Origin of the sequence: Bordetella genomosp. 7, from assembly GCF_002261415.1 — a bacterium.
Taxonomy (GTDB): Bacteria; Pseudomonadota; Gammaproteobacteria; order Burkholderiales; family Burkholderiaceae_B; genus Bordetella_A.
Genome location: NZ_NEVI01000017.1, coordinates 531,582 through 552,734, shown reverse-complemented (window position 1 = coordinate 552,734; position 21,153 = coordinate 531,582). Strand labels below are relative to the sequence as shown.

19 protein-coding genes and 1 pseudogene are annotated in these 21,153 nt (G+C 65.8%); 7 read left to right on the top strand and 13 right to left on the bottom strand.

The window, feature by feature from the left end:
• A pseudogene (locus CAL18_RS14375) lies at positions 1–139 on the bottom strand (electron transfer flavoprotein subunit beta/FixA family protein); the annotation flags it as partial.
• Positions 140–209: 70 nt separating this feature from the next.
• Complete coding sequence (locus tag CAL18_RS14370) at positions 210–1,361, bottom strand: acyl-CoA dehydrogenase family protein (protein ID WP_026638730.1); 1,152 nt, start codon at positions 1,359–1,361, stop codon at positions 210–212.
• Positions 1,362–1,597: 236 nt separating this feature from the next.
• Between CAL18_RS14370 and CAL18_RS14365 the strand changes: the two genes are divergently transcribed.
• The 5 genes from CAL18_RS14365 to CAL18_RS14345 all read left to right on the top strand — a co-directional run bounded on the left by CAL18_RS14365 (position 1,598) and on the right by CAL18_RS14345 (position 6,187).
• Positions 1,598–2,479, top strand: a complete 882-nt coding sequence (locus CAL18_RS14365; RefSeq protein ID WP_094818106.1) for a MaoC family dehydratase — start codon at positions 1,598–1,600, stop codon at positions 2,477–2,479.
• Positions 2,480–2,503: 24 nt separating this feature from the next.
• Positions 2,504–3,253: an SDR family NAD(P)-dependent oxidoreductase gene (locus CAL18_RS14360; protein ID WP_026638728.1), complete on the top strand. Its 750-nt coding sequence runs from the start codon at positions 2,504–2,506 to the stop codon at positions 3,251–3,253.
• Between the two features lie 69 nt (positions 3,254–3,322).
• Entirely contained in the window at positions 3,323–4,528 is a 1,206-nt protein-coding gene (locus tag CAL18_RS14355; RefSeq protein ID WP_026638727.1) for an acetyl-CoA C-acetyltransferase, read from the top strand.
• 40 nt (positions 4,529–4,568) lie between these two features.
• Positions 4,569–5,399 carry an IclR family transcriptional regulator gene (locus CAL18_RS14350; RefSeq protein WP_051423669.1) on the top strand — a complete coding sequence of 277 codons (831 nt, stop codon included), beginning with the start codon at positions 4,569–4,571 and terminating at the stop codon, positions 5,397–5,399.
• Positions 5,396–6,187 (top strand): IclR family transcriptional regulator, encoded by a 792-nt coding sequence (locus tag CAL18_RS14345; RefSeq protein ID WP_026638726.1) that lies wholly within the window; start codon positions 5,396–5,398, stop codon positions 6,185–6,187. Before CAL18_RS14350 ends, CAL18_RS14345 begins: the two co-directional genes overlap by 4 nt.
• Here CAL18_RS14345 and CAL18_RS14340 read toward each other — a convergent pair whose 3' ends face one another.
• The 11 genes from CAL18_RS14340 to CAL18_RS14290 form a co-directional block, all read right to left on the bottom strand.
• The gene (locus CAL18_RS14340; protein ID WP_094797146.1) at positions 6,188–7,462 is read right to left on the bottom strand and encodes an acetyl-CoA hydrolase/transferase family protein; all 1,275 of its coding nucleotides are present in this window, start codon (positions 7,460–7,462) and stop codon (positions 6,188–6,190) included. It abuts the gene before it with no gap.
• A 102-nt stretch (positions 7,463–7,564) separates the two neighbouring features.
• Entirely contained in the window at positions 7,565–8,620 is a 1,056-nt protein-coding gene (locus CAL18_RS14335; protein WP_094797145.1) for a cytochrome d ubiquinol oxidase subunit II, read from the bottom strand.
• Positions 8,613–9,977, bottom strand: coding sequence for a cytochrome ubiquinol oxidase subunit I (locus CAL18_RS14330; protein WP_094797144.1), 1,365 nt, complete (start codon positions 9,975–9,977; stop codon positions 8,613–8,615). Before CAL18_RS14330 ends, CAL18_RS14335 begins: the two co-directional genes overlap by 8 nt.
• A 224-nt stretch (positions 9,978–10,201) precedes the next feature.
• Positions 10,202–11,101: an SDR family NAD(P)-dependent oxidoreductase gene (locus tag CAL18_RS14325; protein ID WP_026638722.1), complete on the bottom strand. Its 900-nt coding sequence runs from the start codon at positions 11,099–11,101 to the stop codon at positions 10,202–10,204.
• Between the two features lie 28 nt (positions 11,102–11,129).
• Complete coding sequence (locus tag CAL18_RS14320) at positions 11,130–12,071, bottom strand: 3-keto-5-aminohexanoate cleavage protein (protein ID WP_026638721.1); 942 nt, start codon at positions 12,069–12,071, stop codon at positions 11,130–11,132.
• 43 nt (positions 12,072–12,114) lie between these two features.
• Positions 12,115–12,834 (bottom strand): ABC transporter ATP-binding protein, encoded by a 720-nt coding sequence (locus CAL18_RS14315; protein ID WP_026638720.1) that lies wholly within the window; start codon positions 12,832–12,834, stop codon positions 12,115–12,117.
• Positions 12,831–13,586 (bottom strand): ABC transporter ATP-binding protein, encoded by a 756-nt coding sequence (locus CAL18_RS14310; RefSeq protein ID WP_094818105.1) that lies wholly within the window; start codon positions 13,584–13,586, stop codon positions 12,831–12,833. Before CAL18_RS14310 ends, CAL18_RS14315 begins: the two co-directional genes overlap by 4 nt.
• On the bottom strand, positions 13,583–14,869 hold the full coding sequence (locus CAL18_RS14305) for a branched-chain amino acid ABC transporter permease (protein ID WP_094818104.1): 1,287 nt from the start codon (positions 14,867–14,869) through the stop codon (positions 13,583–13,585). The genes CAL18_RS14310 and CAL18_RS14305 overlap by 4 nt, the downstream gene beginning before the upstream one ends.
• Positions 14,870–14,903: 34 nt before the next feature.
• A complete protein-coding gene (locus CAL18_RS14300; RefSeq protein ID WP_026638717.1) occupies positions 14,904–15,845 on the bottom strand; it encodes a branched-chain amino acid ABC transporter permease in 942 nt (313 codons plus the stop codon).
• Positions 15,846–15,855: 10 nt separating this feature from the next.
• On the bottom strand, positions 15,856–17,097 hold the full coding sequence (locus CAL18_RS14295; protein ID WP_094818103.1) for a branched-chain amino acid ABC transporter substrate-binding protein: 1,242 nt from the start codon (positions 17,095–17,097) through the stop codon (positions 15,856–15,858).
• Between the two features lie 57 nt (positions 17,098–17,154).
• Positions 17,155–17,952: an SDR family oxidoreductase gene (locus tag CAL18_RS14290; RefSeq protein WP_432759142.1), complete on the bottom strand. Its 798-nt coding sequence runs from the start codon at positions 17,950–17,952 to the stop codon at positions 17,155–17,157.
• A 148-nt stretch (positions 17,953–18,100) separates the two neighbouring features.
• Here CAL18_RS14290 and CAL18_RS14285 point away from each other — a divergent pair, with 148 nt between their 5' ends.
• Positions 18,101–20,134 carry a helix-turn-helix domain-containing protein gene (locus CAL18_RS14285; RefSeq protein ID WP_094818101.1) on the top strand — a complete coding sequence of 678 codons (2,034 nt, stop codon included), beginning with the start codon at positions 18,101–18,103 and terminating at the stop codon, positions 20,132–20,134.
• Positions 20,131–21,141, top strand: coding sequence for a ligase-associated DNA damage response exonuclease (locus tag CAL18_RS14280; protein WP_094818100.1), 1,011 nt, complete (start codon positions 20,131–20,133; stop codon positions 21,139–21,141). Before CAL18_RS14285 ends, CAL18_RS14280 begins: the two co-directional genes overlap by 4 nt.
• The last annotated feature ends 12 nt before the right edge of the window (positions 21,142–21,153 follow it).

The following is a 21,153-nucleotide window of genomic DNA, read 5'->3' as shown; positions in this document are numbered from 1 at the left end:
CGGCCTCTTCGACGGCGATCTCGTCGAACGGGTTCATGGACATCTTCACGTTCGCGATATCCACGCCCGTTTGATCCGATTTGACGCGCACCTTGACGTTGTAATCAACGACGCGCTTGACTGGTACGAGTATCTTCATGGTTGGAGTTCCTCGCCGATAGGCGACTGTTACTGACGGACGGCGATGCAATGCAATTGCCCGCCGCGCCTTATTGCAATTCCTTGAGCATGTTGCGGGCAATGACCAGTTGCTGGATCTGGGTGGTGCCTTCGTAGATGCGGAACAGGCGTACGTCGCGATAGAAGCGTTCGATGCCGTATTCGCTCATGTAGCCCGCGCCGCCGAAAATCTGCACGGCCCGGTCGGCCACGCGGCCGCACATTTCGGACGCAAACAGCTTGGCGCACGAGGCTTCGGTGCTGACGGGCAGCCCGGCGTCGCGGCGGCGTGCGGCGTCGATGACCATGCTGCGCGCGGCGTAGATTTCGGCCTTGCTGTCGGCCAGCATGGCCTGCACCAGCTGGAATTCGCCGATGGCCTTGCCGAACTGCTGGCGTTCGGCCGCATAGCGCAACGCGTCGGCAAGCATGCGCTCGGCCACGGCCACGCAGATCGACGCAATGTGGATGCGGCCCTTGTCCAGCACCTTCATGGCAGTCTTGAAGCCCTGGCCCTCGACGCCGCCGATCAGGTTTGCGGCCGGCACGCGGCAGTTCTCGAAAATGACGTCGCAGGTATGCGCGCCTTTCTGGCCCATTTTTTTATCGCGCTTGCCCAGGGTGATGCCCGGGGTGTCGGCGTCGACGATGAAGGCCGAAATGCCCGCCGCGCCTTTCTTGCCCGGGTCGGTGCGGGCCATCAGCGTAAAGATGCCGGCCTGGGGCGCATTGGTGATGAAGCGCTTGGTGCCATTGACCACGTAATGGTCGCCATCGCGGATGGCCGTCGTGCGCAGCGACGCGGCGTCCGAGCCGGAACCGGGTTCGGTAAGGGCGAACGAGGCGATGATTTCGCCGGTGGCCAGGCGCGGCAGGTACTTTTGCTTCTGTTCGTCGGTGCCGTCGAACAGGATGCCTTGCGAACCGATGCCCACCGTGGTGCCCAGCAGCGACCGGAACGCGGGCGACGCGCGCCCGAGTTCCAGCATGGCCAGCACTTCTTCTTCCATGGTGAGCTGCAGCCCGCCGAATTCTTCGGGGATGGTCAGCCCGAAAAGCCCCATGGCTTTCATGTCCCGGACGATGTCGTCTGGGATTTCGTCGGTTTCGGCTACCAGTTCCTCGTTGGGAATGAGGCGTTCGCGTACGAAACGGGCGATGTTGTCTAGCAGGATGTTCAGGGTTTCCTGGTCTCGGATCATGGCGGGGTACTCAAAAAAGACGTCACATGCTGCGGCCAGGCGGGCCCGGGCGTCAAGCGGCCATTCGAGTTGTTCCGTACAATGGAAATTAATAAACCGGATATGGGGACAGCATAGCACTTGACCAGCAGCGAAGGGCAGAATTACGCATTTCCAAAGTACGGAACTATGCTTGCGATGCAATTGACCCGCAGCAAGTACATGGCGAATCATCCGTAAAACTCCTGCGGATCCCCATGACCACAAACCTGAACCCCGAACGATTGCTCGCGCGGCATTTCGCAGCCATCGAACACGCATACCAGGCGCGCGACACCCAGCTGTACGCGCTGGGCCTGGGCTTTGGCGCCGACCCGCTCGATGAGCGGCAACTGCGCTACGTCTATGAAGGCCTGGACGGCAACTCGCTGCGCTCTGTTCCCACCATGGCCAATGTTCTGGCGTATCCGGGGTTCTGGGCGCGCGAGCCCGACACCGGCATCGACTGGAAGCGCCTGGTTCATGCTGAGCAAGAGATCGCTCTGCATGCGGAGATTCCGGCCAGCGGATGCGTCGTCGCCCAGAACCGCGTCACCGCGTTGTGGGACAAGGGCCCGGGCAAGGGGGCGCTGTTGCAACAGCGCAGGGAAATCCGCGATGCCGCCTCGTCGACCTTGCTGGCGACCGTCACGCAGTTGAGCCTGCTGCGCGGCGATGGCGGTTTCGGCCCCGGCGGCAGCGACGGCGCGCCGCCGCCGCCCCACCCGATACCCGAGCGGGCGCCCGATGCGGTGTGCGACCTGCCGACGCTGCCGCAAGCCGCGCTGATCTACCGGCTCAGCGGCGACCTGAACCCCTTGCACGCCGATCCGCAGGTGGCGCGCACCGCAGGGTTCGAGCGGCCCATCCTGCATGGCATGGCCACCATGGGCATGGCCGCGCACGCGGTGATGCGCGCGGTGCTCGATTACGAAGGCGAGCGGATCGCCAGCATGCGCGTGCGGTTCACTGCCGTCGTGCTGCCGGGGGATACGCTGCGCACCGAAATATGGAAAGACGGCAACGTGTTGTCGTTGCGCACCACTGCGCTTGAGCGGCAAGCGGTGGTGTTGAACAACTGCCGTGTAGAAATCATTTAAGTCAATCGATAACGGAATACCGACATGGATCTGGGAATTAACGGAAAGGTGGCAATTGTGACCGGCTCGGCGCGAGGGCTGGGGGCGGCGACGGCGCGCAAGCTGGCGCACGAAGGCGCCAGCGTAGTCATTACCGACATCGTGGCGGACTCGGCGCAGGCCGTGGCGGCCTCGCTGCGCGACGAAGGCCTGAAGGCTCATTGCGTGGTGGGCGACATCACCAAGGCGGACGACGTGCAGCGCCTGGTGGACGAGACGGTCGCCACCTTCGGCGGCGTGCATATCCTGGTGAACAACGCAGGCTTTCCGCGCGACAAGTATCTGGTCAAGATGACGGAAGACGACTGGGACCAGGTGATGAACGTGATGCTCAAGGGCGCGTTCCTGGCCAGCCGCGCGGTGATGCCCAAGATGATCGAACAAGGGTGGGGCCGTATCGTCAATATCAGTTCGCGCGCCCACTTCGGCAACCCCACGCAGGCCAACTATTCGGCTGCCAAGGCCGGCCTGATCGGCATGGCCAAGGCGCTTGCCGTGGAAGAGGGGCGCTATGGCATTACGGTGAACTGCGTGGCCCCCGGTTTCATGGACACCGAGATGGTGCAGGCGCTGCCCACGTACGAAACTATCAAAGAGCGCGCCATCCAGAGCCAGCCCGTCAAGCGCGCCGGGCATCCGGATGACGTCGCCAATGCCGTTGCCTTCCTGGCCAGCGAGAGCGCGTCGTTCATCAGCGGCGAAGTCCTGCATGTGACCGGCGGCCGCTATGGTTGATCCGCGCACGCGCGCGGCGATGGGCCTTATACACCACACGGACGGCAATGGCCGTCAGGAGACGAAAGAATGAAACGAGCTGCCATTGTTGCTCCGATGCGGACGCCGGTAGGGAAATTCGGGGGCGCGCTCAAGAGCGTGCCAGTCGAAGAGCTGGGCGCCATTGCCACGCGCGCCGTGCTTGAACGTTCGGGCCTGGACCCGGCGCGCATCGACGACATCGTTTTTGCGCAGAGCTACATGAACGGCGAAACCCCGTGCACGGGCCGCTGGGTGGGCCTGCAGGCCGGCCTGCCCATCGAGGTGCCGGGCATGCAGCTGGACCGCCGCTGCGGCGGGGGCCTGCAAGCCATCGCCACCGCCGCCATGATGGTGCAGACGGGCGCGGCCGATGTCGTGGTGGCCGGCGGCGTCGAGAGCATGAGCAACGTCGAACACTACACGACCGGCGTGCGCTGGGGCACGCGCTCGGGCTCGCCCATGTTGCACGACCGCCTGGATCGCGGCCGCGAGCGCTCGCAGCCCGAGGCGCGTTTCGGGCGGATCAGCGGCATGATCGAAACGGCCGAGAACCTGGCGCGCGATTACGGGATCACCCGCGAACAATCCGACGCGTTTGCAGTGCGCAGCCATCAGCGCGCAGCGGCAGCGTGGGAAAAAGGTTTGTTCGAACGCGAAATCGTCCCGGTGCGAGTGCCGCAGCGCAAGGGCGATGCGCTGGTGGTCGATCGCGACGAAGGGGTGCGGGGCGATTCGACTATCGAAGGCTTCGCCGGTTTCAAGCCGATCATGCGCGACGGTGTCGTTACCGCGGCCAATGCCTGCCAGCAGAACGACGCGTCCGCGGCGTGCCTGGTCGTGGCCGAAGACAAGCTGCATGAGCTGGGCCTGGAACCCATGGCGTGGCTGGTGGGCTGGGCCGCAGCGGGATGCGAACCGTCGCGCATGGGTATCGGACCCGTGCCGGCCGTGCAGAAGCTGCTGGCCCGCACCGGCCTGCAGTTCGACCAGCTCGACCTCATCGAACTGAACGAAGCGTTCGCCTGCCAGGCGCTGGCCTGCGTGCAGGGTTGGGGCAGCTCGATGGACGAGCTGCAAGACCGCCTGAACGTCAACGGCTCGGGTATTTCGCTGGGCCATCCGGTGGGCGCCACCGGCGTGCGCATCATGACCACGCTGTTGCACGAAATGCAGCGGCGCAACGCCCGGTACGGGCTGGAGACCATGTGCATCGGCGGCGGGCAGGGCATTGCCGCGATCTTCGAGCGTGCATGACACCCATCCGCACACCGATCGTGCGATGTACAGCGCGCCCATGCCGTCGCTAGCGCGCGAGCCGGCATCGCCTGAAACGGCCGCGTCCCGGCGCAAGCGGGCTGCGGCGGGCTCGCCCGCCGTCGTGGAGCCGTTTGCCCGGGCGCTGGCCGTGCTGGCGGCCTTTTTGCCCGGCGAGCGTTGGCTGGGCACGCGCGAGCTCGCGCAGCGCTGCAGCCTGCCGGCCTCTACGGTTACCCGCATGGCCCAGACGCTTGTGGCGCTGGGCTACCTGTTCCACGACCCCAGCGCGCGCAAATACCGGCTTGCGCCGTCGGCATTGACCCTGGGCTACGGCGCCATGGTCAATTCCGACCTGCAGCGCGTGGCGTATGCAAGCATGCAGGGGTTCGCCGACCGCCACAAGGTGCATGTAAACCTGAGCTCGCGCGACCGGCTCGACATGATCGTGCTGGAAAGCTGCCGCAGCGCGCAATCTACGCTGGCGCTGGATCTGCATGCAGGCGTGCGCCTGGGCATCGCTTCTTCGCCGATGGGCTGGGCCCTGCTGGCGGCGTTGCCCGAACTTGAACGTTATTACTTGCTTGAGAACGTCGAGCGCCGTGCGTTGCGGCACTGGCCGCAGATGCGGCGCCGTACCAGCGAAGGCCTGGCCCAGGTTCATCGCGTGGGCTATTGCTCGTCGCTGGGCGAATGGGATAGCGAGATCGGCATCGTGGCCGCGCCGCTGCTCGTAGAAGGGCATGCGCCCATGGTGTTGGCGTGCGTTGGCGCCAGCCAGCAGATGACGCGGGCGCGTGTAGAGCGCGAAATCGGGCCCCAGCTGCTGGCCATGGTGGCCGGCATCCAGCAACAGGTGGTGCCCCAATGACTGCGCGTAGCGACGCGACGGCCGGCGCGGTACTGACCGTGCAGCGCGGCATGCAGGTGTTGCGCGCCTTCAGGTCCGAACGCACTCCGTTGTCCAACACGGAACTGGTGCGTCGCACGGGCCTGCCCAAGGCCACGGTGTCGCGCCTGACCACGACACTGCTGCACCTTGGGTTCCTGCGGCGCGTGCCCGGCGGGCGCGAGTTCGAGCTGGGCGCGGCCCCCGTGGGCATCGGCCATGCCTACCTGGCGGGCAGCGAGCTGTTGCACAGGGTCGGCCCGCTGATGCAAGAGCTTGCCGACCAGCTTCATGTGGCCGTGGCGCTGGGCATACGCGACCATCTCGACATGCTCTACGTGGGGTACCGGGCCAGCTATCGCATGGGCACGTTGCGCCAGGGTGTGGGGTCGGTGGTGCCCTTGGGCAGCACGGCCATCGGCCGGGCCTATCTGTACGGCCTGCCGCCGGACGAGCGCGCCAGCCTGCTGGAACAGTTGCGCGAACACGAGGACGAGCCTGCCGGCGGGCCCGCGCGCGGCATCCAGCATAGTTTCACTGAACTGCGCAAGACGGGCGTGTGCTCGGTGATGGCCGGCTACAAGCGCGATTCTTACGGTATTGCCACGCCATTGGTGGCGGGGCGCAAGCGCATCGTGATGAGCTTGAGCTGCAGCCGGGCGCAATTGCAGTCGGACCTGGCCACCGAAAGCAAACTGATCGCGCCGGCGTTGTGCCAGGCCGCCGACCGCCTGCAGGACCTGCTGGCGGACTTCGACGGCGAGTTGTGATCAGCGTTTTTTCCAGCCTTGCGCAGGCATGGCGCTGAAGGCGTTTTCCAGCGCGTCGCGTTGGCCGGGATGCGCGATGCCGATCATTTTGTCGACGCGCTGGCTGAGCGTCAGCCCCCGGAGATCGGCCACGCCGTGTTCGGTGACGATGACGCACGAGCAGCTGCGCGGCACCGTGGCCGGGCCCGACAATGCGGCGACAATGCGGCTTTGTTCGCGGGCCATGGAAGGCAGGGCGACGATGGGAGTGCCATCCTGGCTGGCCTGCGCGCCGCGCAGGAAATCGTTCACGCCGCCGATGGCGCCGATATAGCCGCCGCCGGCCATTTCCGTGTTGATCTGCCCGGTGAGATCGACTTCGATGGCGGAATTGATGGCGGTGAAGCGATTCAGGCCGGCCAGCAGGCGAGCATCGTGCGTGTATTCGGTGCCCCGCAATTCGAGCTGTGCATTGCGGTGCGCAAAGCGCCGCAGGCGCGGGCCGCCCATCAATACGCCGCCCACGGTCAGCCCGGCGTCGATGCCTTTGCGGGCGTTGGTCAGCGCGCCGGATTCGGCCAGCGTGACGATGCCTTCACCCAGGCTGCCGGAATGCAGGCCCAGGTCGCGGTGATTGCCCAGCGCCGCCAGCACGGCGTCCGGGATCGAGCCGATGCCAGTCTGCAGCGTGGCGCCGTCAGGCACGACCGACGCAACGTTGCGCCCGATAGCCGTTTCTATCGGCCCGGGCGCGGCGGCGTCCGCGCCGGGGTCATCGCTGTCGGTGTCGATAAGCAGGGCAAAGTCGCTTTCGAGCAGATACGGCCCGCCGTAGGTCCAGGGGGTAGAGGGGCTGACCTCGGCAATGATGGCGCGCGCTGCGCGCAGCGGAGCCAGAACATATTCACGCGCCATGCCCAGGCTGTAGCGTCCCTGTTCGTCGGGCGGCGACACGCGCAAGAACACCACGTCGGCGCGCAACGGGCCGGCGCCGAGCAGCTGCGGCAAAGATGAATAGCTTTCGGGAAGAATATCCAGCACGCCCGCCTTGGCCAGAGCGCGATTGGTGCCGCTGGCGCAGTACGAGACGTAGTCGAAGTCAGCGGCGTATTCCGGGCGCAGGATGTCTTGCAGGCCCTGGCCAATGCCCAGGAACAGCCGTGTCCTGCCGATCTGGCTGCGTTGCTCGGCCAGCAGGCGCAGCAAGGTGCGTGGCAGCGCGTCTGCCTGACCGAAGGTAATGGTATCGCCGGCCCGGATGTATTTCGCCAGATCGACTGCTGCAGCCTGAGTCATGCGTGGGGTTCCGTGTGATGAGATGTGCTAGATAGCGCGCGGGGGCCGATGCGTCAATGCCGCGCAGAAGGGCGTTCCGTACTTCGGCCCCGCGGCGCCCGCTCAGGGCGCAAGCGGGCCGTCGTAGCTGAGCGTCTTGTCTGTCTTGCCCCAGAACACCCGGTAGGCATACGCGTTGTACGCGATGATGACGGGCAGCACCACGCAGGCGCCGGCAAGTACCAGCTTCAGCGAGCCGGGCGCGGCAGCGCCTTGCCACAGAGTGATGCGTCCCATCAGCAGCCACGGAAACAAGCTGGCGGCCAGGCCGAGGAAAGCCAGCGTGAAGATCGCGGCGGTCAGGGCGAACGGCAGCCAGCAGAGCTTGTCGCGCGGTCGGGGCAGCGTGCGCAGCACGGCGGCCAGCGCAATCAGGCACACCGCCGTGGCAATGGGCAACGGGGCAAGGTACAGGCCTGTGACGCTGGTCCAGCGTTGCCAGATCTGCGGATCCATCTGCGGCGTGACAACCGATACGGCGACGATGCCGGCAGCCAGGCCCCACCAGGCCCGCCTTGCCCAGCGCACGGCCTGGCGCTGCAGCGCGCCTTCGGTTTTCATGATGAGCCATGCGGCCCCCAGCTGCGCGTAGCCCGCCACTACACATGCGCCCACGAACGCCGAGAACAACCGGTATTGCAGCCCGTGGTTATGGCCGGTGACCACCCCGCCCAGGATATACCCTTGCGCCCAGGCGGCCACGATGGAGCCGATCCAGAACAGGCGCGTCCAGAGGGTGCGGCGTGCAGGCGGCGTCTTGGCGCGGAAATCGAAGGCCACGCCGCGCAGGATCAGGCCGAACAGCATCAGCGTGACGGGGAAATACAGTTCGCGCAAAATGCCCCCGTACGCGAACGGGAAAGCCACCAGCAGGATGCCGATGCCCAGCACCAGCCAGGTTTCGTTGGCGTCCCAGAAGGTGCCTATGGACGCCAGCATGGTGGTGCGGGTGGAGTCATCGACGCCGCTGTTGAGCAAGATGCCCACGCCCAGATCGAAGCCGTCGAGCAAGACGTAGGCGAGTATCGCAAAACCCATCAGCCCCATGAACACCAGCGGCAGCCAGAATGCCGGATCGCCCGCGGCCAGGCCGCCCGAATACGTTGCCAGACTATCCATCGAGTTCTCCCATGGCCGCTGGCGCCGGGCGGGCCGGCTGCGAGGGCTCGATGCCCTTGTTGGCCTGATAGACCAGCGTGCCTATATAAGACACCAGCAAGAAGGTGTAGAGCAGCAGGAAGCCCGACAGCGACAGTGCGAAGGCCGCGGCGGGCTGGTCGGCCACGACTTCCGCGCTGCGGATGTGCCCATACACTACCCAGGGCTGCCGGCCGATTTCGGCGGTGTACCAGCCGGCCACCGTGGCCACCCAGCCAGAGAATGTCATCGCGGCCAGCCCCTGCAAGGCCCAGCGCGGCAGTGCGTCGGGGTTCCAGCGCCGCTTGCGCAACAGCCACAGACCGCCCCACGAAGACAGCACCATCAGCACGCCCACGCCGGCCATGATGCGAAAGCTGAAGAACACCGGCGCCACCGGTGGATGCGCGTCGGGAAAATCATTCAGCCCCTGGACTTCGCCATCGAGGCTATGGGTGATGAGCAGGCTCGCGCCGTACGGAATGGTGATCGCCCACTTGTTGCTGCGCGTGGCCTCGTCGGGCCAGCCGATCAGCACCGTGCCGGCGCCTTTCTGGGTTTCCCACAGCCCTTCGATGGCGGCGATCTTGGCGGGCTGCGTCTGCGCGGCCAGGCGTCCGGCCGTGTCGCCCACCAGCATCTGCACCGGGATGACGGCCGCCGCCAGCACCAGCCCCGTCATGAAGGCCTTGCGCTCGCCGGGGCGCAGTGGCCGGCGCAGCGCCTGCCAGGCCGACACGCCCAGCACCACGAAGGCGGCGGTGACCACCGAGGCCAGCAACATGTGAGAAAACCGCAGCGGCAAAGACGCGTTGAACAGGATCTGCAGCCAGTCGGTGGGATAGAACTTGCCGTCTATCATCTCGGCGCCCGCGGGCGTCTGCATCCAGGAGTTCGCCACCAGGATCCAGAAGGCCGACAGGGTAACGCCGAACGCCACGAGGCTCATCGCCAGGGTGTGCACCCATTCGGGCACGCGGCCGCGGCCGAACAGCATGATGCCCAGGAACCCGGCCTCGAGGAAGAACGCCGTCATGACCTCGTAGCCCATCAACGGCCCCACCACATTGCCGGCTCTTTCCATGAAACCGGGGAAGGTCGTGCCGAACTGGAAGCTCATGGTCAGGCCGGACACGACGCCCAGGCCGAACGACAGGGCGAAGACCCTGATCCAGAATCGGTAGGCGTCCAGCCAGGCGACATCGCCGGTAGACCGCCACCGCAGTTTGAAATACAGCAGTATCCACGCCAGCGCGATATTGATGGCGGGAAACAGGATGTGGAAAGTCAGGTTGGCGGCGAATTGGATACGGGCCAGCACAAGCGGCGATAGATCCATGCGTTTATTCCCTTGTTGTTCTTGCAGCCGCCCCGGGCGGTTGTGAAGCGCCCGCGGGCCCATGCGCAGGCACGCGGCGTGCGCGCCAGGCGGACAGGCGTGGGAGCCGGAAAGCAGGGGGTATTTAATGTTAATTGGCCGTCGGCTGTCCAGTAATGGCGCCCGGCCGGTGATCTTGCGAGCGGCCGTGGCAGGGCGCCACGGCGCGCGTCCCGCTGCGGCGCTCAGGGCAGCGCCATCTGGAAGCCGGCCTTGGCCAGTTCGAACTGGCATTGCTGGAAGCCCGTGGCGGGTACGACTTCGTCGCGCCGGTCCAGGATTTCGTCCAGGCGCTGATGGATCTGCTCGGCGGCGTCGGGCGCTTGCCCAATGAAAATGCCCTGTGTCATGGTGATGTGGGCGCTTTCCACGCTGCCCGCGCCGGCGAGCAGGATGCGGCGCGTGGGCGCGTCTTCGCGGACGAGGCACACCAGGGCCGGGCTGACGGCTTCTGGCGACAGCCGTTCCAGCGCCTCGGGGGCGAGAATACCTTCGGTCATGGCGGTGGCGGCCGTGGGCGCCAGGCAATTGACCCGGATATCGTACTTGGCGCCTTCCAGGGCAAGCGTCTGCATCAGCCCTACCAGCGCCATCTTTGCCGCGGCGTAGTTGGACTGGCCGAAATTGCCGTACAGGCCCGACGACGACGTCGTGAGCACGATGCGTCCGTAGCGCTGTTCCCGCATGGTGTCCCAGACTGCCTTGGTCCCGTGCACACTGCCCATCAGGTGCACGTCCAGCACGGCGCGGAAGTCGTCCAGTGTCAATTTCGAAAAGCTCTTGTCGCGCAGGATGCCGGCGTTATTGACCAGGATGTCGATGCGTTGCCACCGCTCGAGCGCACGTGCGGCCAGTGCCTGCATGGCGGCGTAGTCGGTGACGTCGCCGCCCACGGCAATGGCTTGCCCGCCGTTGCGGACGATCTGGTCGGCCACCCGGCTGGCGGGCGAGCCTGCGTCAGCCCCGGCGATATCGTTGACCACCACGCGCGCACCATGCCCGGCCAGTTCCAGGGCGTGTGCGCGCCCCAGGCCGTTGCCCGCGCCTGTGACGATGGCCACGCGGTCTTGCAAGCACTGCTTCATATGGGCTCCTGTTTTTTCGGTTAGCGCGTCAGAACGCCACGGCGTCGCTGCCTTTCAGGCCCAGCATGGCGCGGGCCTCGGCAGGTGTGGCGGCCTCGAGCGAAAGCTCGGTAAGAATACGGCGGATTTTCGATACTTGCTGGGCGCATGATTGCGCCAGCGTCCCCCTGGCCAGGTACAGGCTGTCTTCGAGGCCCACCCGCACGTGCCCCCCGAGGATTGCGCCCAGCGTCACCAGCGGCATCTGGTGGCGGCCGGCACCCAGCACCGAAAAGCGGTATCCGCCGCGGCCAAACAGGCGATCGGCGGTGGTTTTCATCGCCACGAGGTTCTCCGGGTCGGGCCCGATGCCGCCCAGGATGCCGAATATGCATTGGATGAACAGCGGACCCCGCACCAACCCTTCATCTACAAAATGAGCCAAGTTGTACAGGTGCCCCATGTCGTAGCATTCGAACTCGAACCGCGTGCCGCCATCGTCGCCCAGCACCTTGAGGATATGCCGGATGTCGCGGAAGGTGTTACGGAAGATCAGGTCTTCCATTCCTTCGACGTACGGTTTTTCCCAGTCGTATTGCCAATGCGCGATGCGGCGCGCGGCAGTGTGGATGGAGAAGTTCATCGAGCCCATGTTCAGCGAACACATTTCCGGCAGCGCGCGCAAGGGGTAGGCCAGGCGCTCCTGGAGGGTCATGCGGGTGCTGCCGCCGGTCGTAATGTTGATCACGGCGTCCGTGGCATCGCGGATGCGTGGCACGAACTCGTCGAATACCGCAGGATCGGCGGTGGGCCGTCCATCGGCGGGATCGCGCGCGTGCAGATGCAGGATGGCCGCGCCAGCCTGTGCGGCCTCGATTGCCTGCGTGGCGATCTGGTCGGGCGTCAGGGGCAGATGCGCGGACATGCTGGGCGTATGTACGGAGCCGGTGACGGCGCATGAGATGATGACTTTGTCTGAGCTGTTGTTCATGTCTGGATAGTGTCGACGCGGGCAGGAGGCGGGCGATTGCCGATCAGACGGCCAGCCATTGCGAGACCAGCGTGGGGTTGTCTGCCAATTCACGGGGGCTGCCCTCGAAAACGATGCGCCCGTGACCCATGACGCATACGCGCGTGGACACGCGCAATGCGATCGTGAGTTTCTGTTCCACCAGGACGACCGAAACGCCTTTGCGGTGCATGTCGCGGATACATTCACCGACTTGGGCCACCACGCGCGGGGCCAGGCCCTCGGTGGGTTCGTCGATCAGCATGACCAGCGGATTGCCCAGCAGGGACCGGCAGATCGTCAGCATTTGCTGTTCGCCGCCGGACAGGCTGCCGGCCTTGGTGTTGCGCCGTTCTTTCAGGCGCGGGAAATAGTCGTACATTTGTTCGGCGGCCCAGCGGGGCGCGCCGGATACGGCCGGTTGTTCGCCCATGCGCAGGTTTTCCTCGACCGTGAGGTTGGCGAAAACCTCGCGCTCCTCTGGCACGTAGGCGATGCCCGCTCGGCAGATGGTGTAAGGGCGGGCGCCGGCCAGGTCGCGGCCGCGCAGCCTTACGCGGCCTGAGCTCGGTGGCACCAGGCCCATAATGGCTTTCAGGGTGGTGGAGCGTCCCGCGCCGTTGCGGCCCACCAGGCTGACGACTTCGTTGGACCGCACATGCAGATCCACTCCGTGCAGGACATGGCTCTTGCCATAGTGGGCGTGCAGGTTTTCGATGCAGAGCAGGTCGGCGGCGCGGCTCATGCGTGTGTCTCGTCGCCCAGGTAGGCCTCGCGTACGCCGGCATGGGCGCGAATTTCGTCCGGGCTTCCGGTGGCGATGACTTGGCCGTAAACCAGCACGCTGATGCGGTCGGCGAGCGAAAACACGACGTCCATGTCGTGCTCGACGATCATCAGCGTGCGGCCGCCCGCGATCTCGCGTATCAATTGGGCGGTGTATTGGGTTTCGTCATGAGACATGCCCGCCATGGGTTCATCTAGCAGTATCAGCCGGGGATTCGACGCCAGTGTCATGGCGATTTCGAGCGAGCGCTGTTCCGAATACGCCATTTCTCCGGCCAGTGTGTGCGCCCGGGGAGCCAGGCGCACCAGTTCAAGCAGCTTCTCGGTATCTTCGCGGATGCGGGCGTCCCGGTCGATGAACTTCCAGAAGGCATACTGCAGGCCATGGGCGCGCATGACCGCCAGCCGCACGTTCTCGAATGTGCTCAGGCGCGGAAACAGATTGGTGATCTGGAATGATCGCGCCAGGCCCCGCCGGTTGATGGCCTGCGGCGACAGGCCTTCGATGTCGCTGCCTTCGAAGCGTATCGCCCCCGAGCTGGGCGCAAGCTGGCCCGACACGAGGTGAAACAGGGTCGATTTTCCCGCGCCGTTCGGACCTATCAGGGCATGGCGTTCGCCGTCGCGGACCTGCAGGTCCACGCCCCGGATAATGTCGGTGGCGCCGAACGATTTGTACAAGCGTTCTATGGCAAGAATAGGTGTCGTCATGCGGCCTCCTGCGTATGGCCCGCTGTCGGATGCGCGGGGAGACTGGCGGTGTTGCGCCCGGCGAGCCTGGCCAGCCGGCGGCGGCACAGTACGAAAAGCATCGCCCCGGCGCCCAGCGCGGCAAGCGGCAGGGCCCATGTCGAGGCGGCGCCCGGCAGCCACATGTGCTCGAACAGGGTCACTGCCGGCCACGCCTGCGCGGAATCCATGGGGATTCGCGCCCGATACTCTTGCGAGAACAGGCGCTGCAGCAGCTCTATGGTGAACACAAGCCCCGCGCCTGCCAACGCCACGCAGCCAAGCGCCTGAGCGCAAGCCGGGGCCAGCTGTGCGAGGCGGTGCTGTTCGCGCAGGCGCCGCGTTGTGGCGGCCAGGCCGGCCAGTCCGCCGGGCATGTACATCATGACGAGCACGAACAAAATGCCCTGGTACAGCAGCCACGACCGCGTCAGGTCGGAGACGGCATACCCGAAGAACGTCATCAGCGCCGCGCCCAGTGCGGGGCCGAGAAAGACCTGCACGCCGCCGATGTAGGTGTTGAGCACGGCGGCGGCCGACAGCGACGCGTCGAACACCACATAGTTGGCGGATTCGTTGGACAGGACCTGCAGGCCCCCCGCCATGCCGGAGAACATGGCAGACACCGCGAAAGCGGAAGTGCCCAGGCCGTGTACGTTGTAGCCCAGGAACCTGAGGCGGTGGCTGTTCTCGCGCAGGCCCACGGTCAACCTGCCCAGCGGCGTGCGTGTGTACAGGTACAGCAACGCCATGCCGGCAAGTACCCAGGCCAGGGTCAGGTAGTAAACCTGGATGGTCGAGCCGAAGTCGAACCCCCAGGCGGGCATGCGCATCGTGGAAATGCCGGCCTCGCCTCCGAACACGCCCTTGAGGTGCGGCGCAAGTGAATGGACGAGTTCTGCGATGGCCAGCGTGATCATCGCGAAATAGGTTCCGGTGCGCTGCGTGGCAAACCAGCCCGCTACGGCGCCGAACAACAGGCCAGCCAGCGCTCCCGCCAGCGGCATCAGCGGCGTAGGCAGCAAGCCCGCGCCGTCCAACGCATTCATGGCGTGCACGGTGGCGAACGCGCCCACGCCGAAGTAGGCTGCGTGGCCGAACGACAGCATGCCGGCCTGGCCGCAAAGCAGGTTGTATGCGCTGGCGAACAGCGCGGCGATGAGCATCTGGATGGCCGCGTTGAGCAGCCCCTGGGTGAGCAGCAGCGGCAGGGCCGCCAGCAAGGCGGCGCCAGCCAGGCAGTAAGCGAGGGAGGTTCTGTTCATGGTGTCAGTGGCTCAGCGTGTCGGGCGGCGCCCGTCATCCTTTTTCGCCCATGAGGCCGCCGGGCCGCACCAGCAACACCAGGAGCATCAGCGCGAACGGCAACGTGGCGGCCAGGCTGGAAAGGTTGAGCGTCATCAGCCCGCCCATGTCGCGCGCCCAGTCACCGGCGCCGAACCAGACCAGTGCGTCGGCAAGGCTGCGGTCGACCGCTACCGCAAGCGAGGTGATGACGCCGATCAACAGGGAAGCGAGCATTGCCCCCACCAGCGAACCCAGCCCGCCTACGACCACCACTACGAACACGATTACGCCAAGTTCGAGCGCCATGTTGGGGTTGGTGGTGTAGAAGGCGCCGGCCACGGCGCCAGCCAGTCCGGCCAGCGCGGCGCCGGTGCCGAACACGCCCATGAAGACCAGCGGTACGTTATGCCCCAGCGCCTCGGCCATGTTGGGGCGGTGGATCGCCGAGCGCACCACGATGCCGACACGGGTGCGTGTGAGCAGCAGGTAGATGAGCACGAACATCGCGATGGCGATTCCGCCCATCAGCAGGCGGTACGCGGGGTACTGCGTTACGCCGATGCTGAATGCCGCGAAGTCGAGCGAGGCGGGTACGCGGTAGTCGACGGGGTAGTTGCCGTAGAACAGCTTGACGGTCTCGGCGATGATGAACGACAGCCCGAAAGTCAGCAGCAGCTCGTGGGCGTGGCCGTGGCGGTGCACCCGTCGCAAGAAGTAGCGCTCGACTACGATGCCTATCAGCCCCACCAGCAGCGGCGCGGCGGCAACCGCAGGCCAGAAACCCATGGCTCCCTGCAAGGTGTAGGCGAAGTAGGCACCCAGCATATAGAACGACGCGTGCGCGAAGTTCAGCACACCCATCATGCCGAAGATCAGCGTCAGCCCTGCGGACACCATGAACAAAAGCAGCCCGTAGATAACGCCGTTCAACAGGGAATAGATTATTTGTTCCATGGCGCCGGGCCTAGCTGGGACGCTTCATCTGGCAGCTGGGTTGGGCCGGCGTGGAGGCTGCGTCGGCATCGATCAATAGCACCGGCGTGAAGCCCAGCCCGGTGCCGTCGACCTTGTTGCGCGCGTCGGGCGACACCGTGGAGACCACCATCGGCAGCTGCGCCTGGTGATCGGAGGCGCGCATGCTCATTTGTCCCATGGGGGTCGGGATTCGGGCGGTTTCCAGGGCGAGCGCCAGGTCATCGACATCCAGCTTGCCGTCCTTGGCTGGCGTACGCTTCAGGGCGTCGGCCACCATCTTCATGCCGAACACCGTTTGTGGCTCGATGAACACCGGCATATGGCCGGTCTTGGCCTGGTAGTCCTTGACGAAGGCCTCGGCGTCGGGCCCGCCAGCCTGAGCGTTGAACGTATGCACGACGAAGTGGCCCACCGCAGTGTCGCCGGCGTTGGCCAGGTTGCCCGGCTGGTCCAGGTAGACGGTGCCAAAGCGCGCCTTCAGGCCCGCGGACCGCGACGCCTTCATCAGCAGCAGCAGATCGTTGGACCAGTTGCCGGTAATGACGGTGTCGGCGCCCGAGGCGGTGATCTTCGCCACGTAGGGCGCGAAGTCCTGGATGCGGTTGACGTCATGCAGCGTTTTTTCCACCACTTGGTAGCCGCCGTTGTCCTGGTTGTCGATAATGGCCTGCTGCATATCCTGGCCCCAGGAATAGTTCTGGTTGATGGCGTACACCTTGTCTCCCAGTGCGTCAGCCTTTTTCATGCCGGCCACCAGGGCCTTGGTGCGCACCTGGGCATTGCCGGCAAAACGGAAGTGATAGAAATTGCACTTCGTGCCGGTGAGCTCCAACGCCTCGGCCCCCATGTTGATGTAGACCATCTCCTTGCCGGGATTGCGCAGATTGTGCTTGCGTATGTCCTCGGTGATCTGGCCGCCAATGGCCGACGACGCGCCCTGCACCACAATCTGCACGCCATCGGCGGCGGCAGCGCGAAGCTTGTCGGCCGCGCCGGCCGGGCCACCCTGGTTGTCGTACTCGAGCAGCTGCACCGGTTCGCCGTTCCAGCCGCCAGCGGCATTGATCTCGTCGACTACATAGCGCACGGCCGTCCGATAAGCCTGACCCGACGAGGCCTGAGGCCCCGACAGGGTTTCGACGAGGCCGATCTTGACGGGGGCCGCGCCCGCGGGCAGGGCGCAGCAGCACGCCAGCGCGGCGGCAATGGCCGATCGTTCGAGTGGGTGCATGGTTTGTCTCCTGTTGTTTGTGGTTCGACATTGCCGGCGGGTCGGGGCCCGGGCGGGTTACAGATATTCCATGTTGCCGTCTACGCTGATGGCCTGGCCGGTGATATTGCGCGCCGCGGGCGAACAAAGAAACAGGGCGGTGGCCGAGATGTCGTCCGCCGTCACCATGCGGCGCAGCGAGATCTTGCGCAGATACTCCTCGCGCATCGCCTTCTCGGAACGGCCACTGGCGGCCGCGCGCGCGGCGATGACGCCGCGCATGCGCTCGCCTTCGACCGTGCCGGGCAGGATGGCGTTGGCGCGTACCCCATGGGGCCCCAGTTCGATGGCCAGCGACTTCATCATGCCCACGACCGCCCACTTGGTGGACGCGTAAGGTGTGCGCAGCGGGTAGCCCAGCCGGCCCGCGACGGAGCTCATGGCGATCATGCAGGGGCTGTGCGGTGAAGCTTTCAAAAGCGGCACCGCCCGGCGCGCGAAGTAAAAGTGGCTGTTCAAGTTGACGGCCACCGTGCGCTCCCAGTCGGCGTGCCCCAGAGCCTCGATGGGCCCGGTGGGCCCCGCGATGCCGACGTTGTTGACCAGTACGTCCAGGCCGCCCAGCGTATTGGCGATGTCGTCGAACACGGCCTCTACATCCCTGGCGAGGGCGGCGTCGGCCAGGGTGGTGGTTACGCCGGGCAACTCGGCGCCCAGGCGGTCCAGGCTGGCGCCGTCGATATCGCAAAGGTGGATGCGGGCGCCGGCTTCATGGAAGGCGCGCGCCATGGAGGCGCCAATGCCTGTCGCGCCGGCGGAGATCAGAACGCGCAGGCCGGTGGGCGGGCGCAGAGTGTCGAGTAGGCTGTGATGCACGCGCATATCCTGTTGACGATATGCGATGAGTGTCGTCGAGGCGCAGCGGTGTGACCATGTGTAATTCACACATAGGAAAGGGGGCGTTGATATGATGTTCCCATGCATGCGGGCTCGCCGGAGCCGCCAACGTTTTCTGGATCTGCCTATGCCCAAGACATCTTCCGCATGCGGCGCGCGCGCCGGTTCTGCGTCCGGTGCGCCAGCGCCGGGTTTGCATGCCGTGGCCGCCGAGCTTGTCGCGCTGCTGCATCGCGATGCGCCCGCGGACGAGTTCACCGCCCGGCTGGCCTTGCTGGATGCGCTGCCGGACGGGCTGCCGCACAAGACCGGGCTGGTCGAGCTGGGGCGCATGGCGCTGGCGGTGCGCGGCCGCCTGGAACAGCACGAACAGCGCGAGCGCGGGATGATGGCCGTGATCAAGTCGGCGCAAGACTTGGCCAGCCGGCTCGACGTGCCGGAACTGCTCAAGGCCATCGTGACCCGCGCCCGCGACCTACTGCGCGCGCATTTGTGCTGGTTGACGATCTACGACGCGCAAGAGCGCGAATTCAAAGTGGTGGTGTCCGAAGGGGCCATCGGAGAACGCACGGGGCGCATGACGGCGCAGCGCGAGCGCGGTGTTGCGGGCATCGTGATGACGACACGCCTGCCGTTCTCTACCGCCGATTACCTGCACGACAATCGGTTTATCCACGATCCCGAGCTGGATGATATTTTTCGCAATGAAGGCGTGTCCGCGCTGGTGGGCGCGCCACTGATCTGGGAAGACAACGTCATCGGGCTGTTGTTTGTTGCGGATCGCTATCACCGTACGCACACCGCGCTGAACATATCCATTCTGTGCACGCTGGCTACGCACGCCGCAGTGGCGATCAACAACGCCAAGGCATTCGCCGATGCCCAATCGGCGCTGGACAAGGCCGACCGCGCGCGCGCTGAACTCGAACAGCATGCACGCGACGTGCAAAGCGCCGTCGAGGCGCATGAGCGCCTGACGTTGCTGCTGGCCAAGGGGGCATCGCTGGGCGAGTTATGCCACGCCATTGCGCAATTGCTGCAAGCTGACATCCTGGTGCTGGACGAAGGCCACCATGTACTGGCACGAGCGCAGGCGCCCGGCTGCGCGGGCGAGGCCGCGATGGCATACGAACCCTATGGTCCGCACAGCGCGGCGCTGACGCAAGCGCTCAACGAAAGCCGCAGGGCGGGCCGCTCTACGCCGGCCTATGAGAGCCAGGGGGAATACTGCCGGGCCATCGCGGTGATGGGCGGCGGCGGCATGCTGGGATCGGTGCTGCTGTTCCGGCGTGAGCCGCTGCGCGACATCTCGATACGCACCTTCGAGCGAAGTTCCAGTGTGGTGGGCATTGTGCTGCTGTCCCAGGAGCGCCAGGAAGCCAGCAAGAGCCGCGATGTATCCGCGTTGCTGCAATCGATTCTGTCGCCGCGCCAGGGCGAGCCGGCCCTGACGCGTGACCGCGCCGAGCGCCACGGGCTGGATGTCGATGGCCCTTTGGTGCTGATGCTGGTCGAGGCCGCCGAGAACGATCCTGCTTATGTGGCGCGCCGCGTGCGCACCGCGTACGCATGGCCGGGACTGGTGCTCGACGCCGTGGACGGCGTGGTGGCCTTCGTGTGCGGCGCCGACCACGCGGCACACTTGAGGGACTCGTTCAACGCATTTGCGCGACGGGAACTGGGCAGCGCCTATCGGGGCGTGATCTCGCGTCCACTGCACAGCACGGCAGAGATGCCGTCGCTCTATACCTCGCTCCGGCGCGCGCTGTCGGTCGTGGGGCGCCTCGGAATGAATGGCCGCATTGCGGGCCAGAACGAAATGGCGCTGTACTCGGTGCTGTTCGAAACGCAGGACAGTGCCAGTGTGGGCGTTTTTCTGGAGGCCTCCATCGGCGCCCTGCTGGAATACGACCGGCGGCGCGGCACGGAACTTGCGTCTACGCTGCTGGCGTACTTCGATCACAATCAGAACGCGACGGTTACCGCCGCGCGCCTGGGTATCCATGTGAACACCATGCGGCAGCGGCTGGCCAGCGCCGAAGATCTGATTGGCAATGTGGCCGACACCGGCCGGGCCCTGGAGATCCACATGGCGCTGCGTCTGTGGAGCCTGGGTGTAGGGGGGCAGTCGCCGCCCGACGCCGCGCGGAGACCGACATGACCGACATCGTGCAGCTGCGTCCGGAGGGCTTGTACTGCCCGGCCGGGCAGTTTTATATCGATCCCTGGCGGCCGGTGGCCACGGCGGTGCTGACGCATGGCCATGGCGATCATGCCCGCGTGGGCATGGGCTGCTACCACACGACGGCCGACGGCCTGCCCATCCTGCAATGGCGGCTGGGCGAGCAGGCCTACCGGGTGCATGCGTATGGCGAGCCGTTCGAATTGGGAAGCGCGCGCGTGTCGCTGCATCCGGCCGGCCACGTTCTGGGGTCGGCTCAGGTTCGCATCGAGGCCGAAGGCGAGGTCTGGGTGGTGTCCGGTGACTACAAGCGTCAGCACGATCCGACGTGCCGGCCCTTCGAGGTCGTGCCCTGCGACACGTTCATCACTGAGTCCACTTTCGGACTTCCCATATATCGCTGGCCCGAGGCGGCCGATGTGGCGCGCGACATCGTGCAATGGCGAGATCATTGCGCGGCGCGTGGCGAGACGGCCGTGCTGTACTGCTATGCCCTGGGCAAGGCCCAGCGGCTGCTGGCCGAACTGAAACCTTGGCTGGATCGTCCGGTGTTTCTGCACGGCGCGATCGCGGCGGGTGTCGATGTCTACAGGCGCGCGGGGATAGAAATGGCCGACACCCTGCCGGTGATAGACAGCGACAGCCCCGCGCGCGGCGCAGCAGCGGGCAGCCGGTTCGCCGGCGAGCTGGTGCTGGCGCCGCCCTCGGCCGCGGGCAGCGCGTGGCTGCGCCGATTTCGCAAGGCGCAGCACGGCTACGCATCGGGATGGATGCGGTTGCGCGGGAACCGGCGCCGCCGCAACATGGACCGAGGCTTTGTCGTGTCAGACCACGCCGACTGGCCCGCGCTGCTGCAGACCATACGCCAGACCGGCGCGCGGCGCGTCATCGCCACGCACGGCGATACCGAGGCGCTTGTGCGCACGCTGCGCGTAGCGGGCATCGCCAGTGAAACCCTGGCCACGCAATATGGCGAAGATGATTAGTCCACGCGGGCG

Excerpts from the sequence above, each read along its gene's own strand:
- CAL18_RS14295 (WP_094818103.1), bottom strand. The coding sequence starts at position 17,097 with ATGCACCCACTCGAACGATCGGCCATTGCCGCCGCGCTGGCGTGCTGC.
- CAL18_RS14355 (WP_026638727.1), top strand. The coding sequence starts at position 3,323 with ATGAAACGAGCTGCCATTGTTGCTCCGATGCGGACGCCGGTAGGGAAA.
- CAL18_RS14340 (WP_094797146.1), bottom strand. The coding sequence starts at position 7,462 with ATGACTCAGGCTGCAGCAGTCGATCTGGCGAAATACATCCGGGCCGGC.
- CAL18_RS14330 (WP_094797144.1), bottom strand. The coding sequence starts at position 9,977 with ATGGATCTATCGCCGCTTGTGCTGGCCCGTATCCAATTCGCCGCCAAC.
- CAL18_RS14360 (WP_026638728.1), top strand. The coding sequence starts at position 2,504 with ATGGATCTGGGAATTAACGGAAAGGTGGCAATTGTGACCGGCTCGGCG.
- CAL18_RS14335 (WP_094797145.1), bottom strand. The coding sequence starts at position 8,620 with ATGGATAGTCTGGCAACGTATTCGGGCGGCCTGGCCGCGGGCGATCCG.
- CAL18_RS14305 (WP_094818104.1), bottom strand. The coding sequence starts at position 14,869 with ATGAACAGAACCTCCCTCGCTTACTGCCTGGCTGGCGCCGCCTTGCTG.
- CAL18_RS14345 (WP_026638726.1), top strand. The coding sequence starts at position 5,396 with ATGACTGCGCGTAGCGACGCGACGGCCGGCGCGGTACTGACCGTGCAG.
- CAL18_RS14350 (WP_051423669.1), top strand. The coding sequence starts at position 4,569 with ATGCCGTCGCTAGCGCGCGAGCCGGCATCGCCTGAAACGGCCGCGTCC.
- CAL18_RS14370 (WP_026638730.1), bottom strand. The coding sequence starts at position 1,361 with ATGATCCGAGACCAGGAAACCCTGAACATCCTGCTAGACAACATCGCC.
- CAL18_RS14285 (WP_094818101.1), top strand. The coding sequence starts at position 18,101 with ATGCCCAAGACATCTTCCGCATGCGGCGCGCGCGCCGGTTCTGCGTCC.
- CAL18_RS14320 (WP_026638721.1), bottom strand. The coding sequence starts at position 12,071 with ATGAACAACAGCTCAGACAAAGTCATCATCTCATGCGCCGTCACCGGC.
- CAL18_RS14280 (WP_094818100.1), top strand. The coding sequence starts at position 20,131 with ATGACCGACATCGTGCAGCTGCGTCCGGAGGGCTTGTACTGCCCGGCC.
- CAL18_RS14300 (WP_026638717.1), bottom strand. The coding sequence starts at position 15,845 with ATGGAACAAATAATCTATTCCCTGTTGAACGGCGTTATCTACGGGCTG.
- CAL18_RS14315 (WP_026638720.1), bottom strand. The coding sequence starts at position 12,834 with ATGAGCCGCGCCGCCGACCTGCTCTGCATCGAAAACCTGCACGCCCAC.
- CAL18_RS14310 (WP_094818105.1), bottom strand. The coding sequence starts at position 13,586 with ATGACGACACCTATTCTTGCCATAGAACGCTTGTACAAATCGTTCGGC.
- CAL18_RS14365 (WP_094818106.1), top strand. The coding sequence starts at position 1,598 with ATGACCACAAACCTGAACCCCGAACGATTGCTCGCGCGGCATTTCGCA.
- CAL18_RS14325 (WP_026638722.1), bottom strand. The coding sequence starts at position 11,101 with ATGAAGCAGTGCTTGCAAGACCGCGTGGCCATCGTCACAGGCGCGGGC.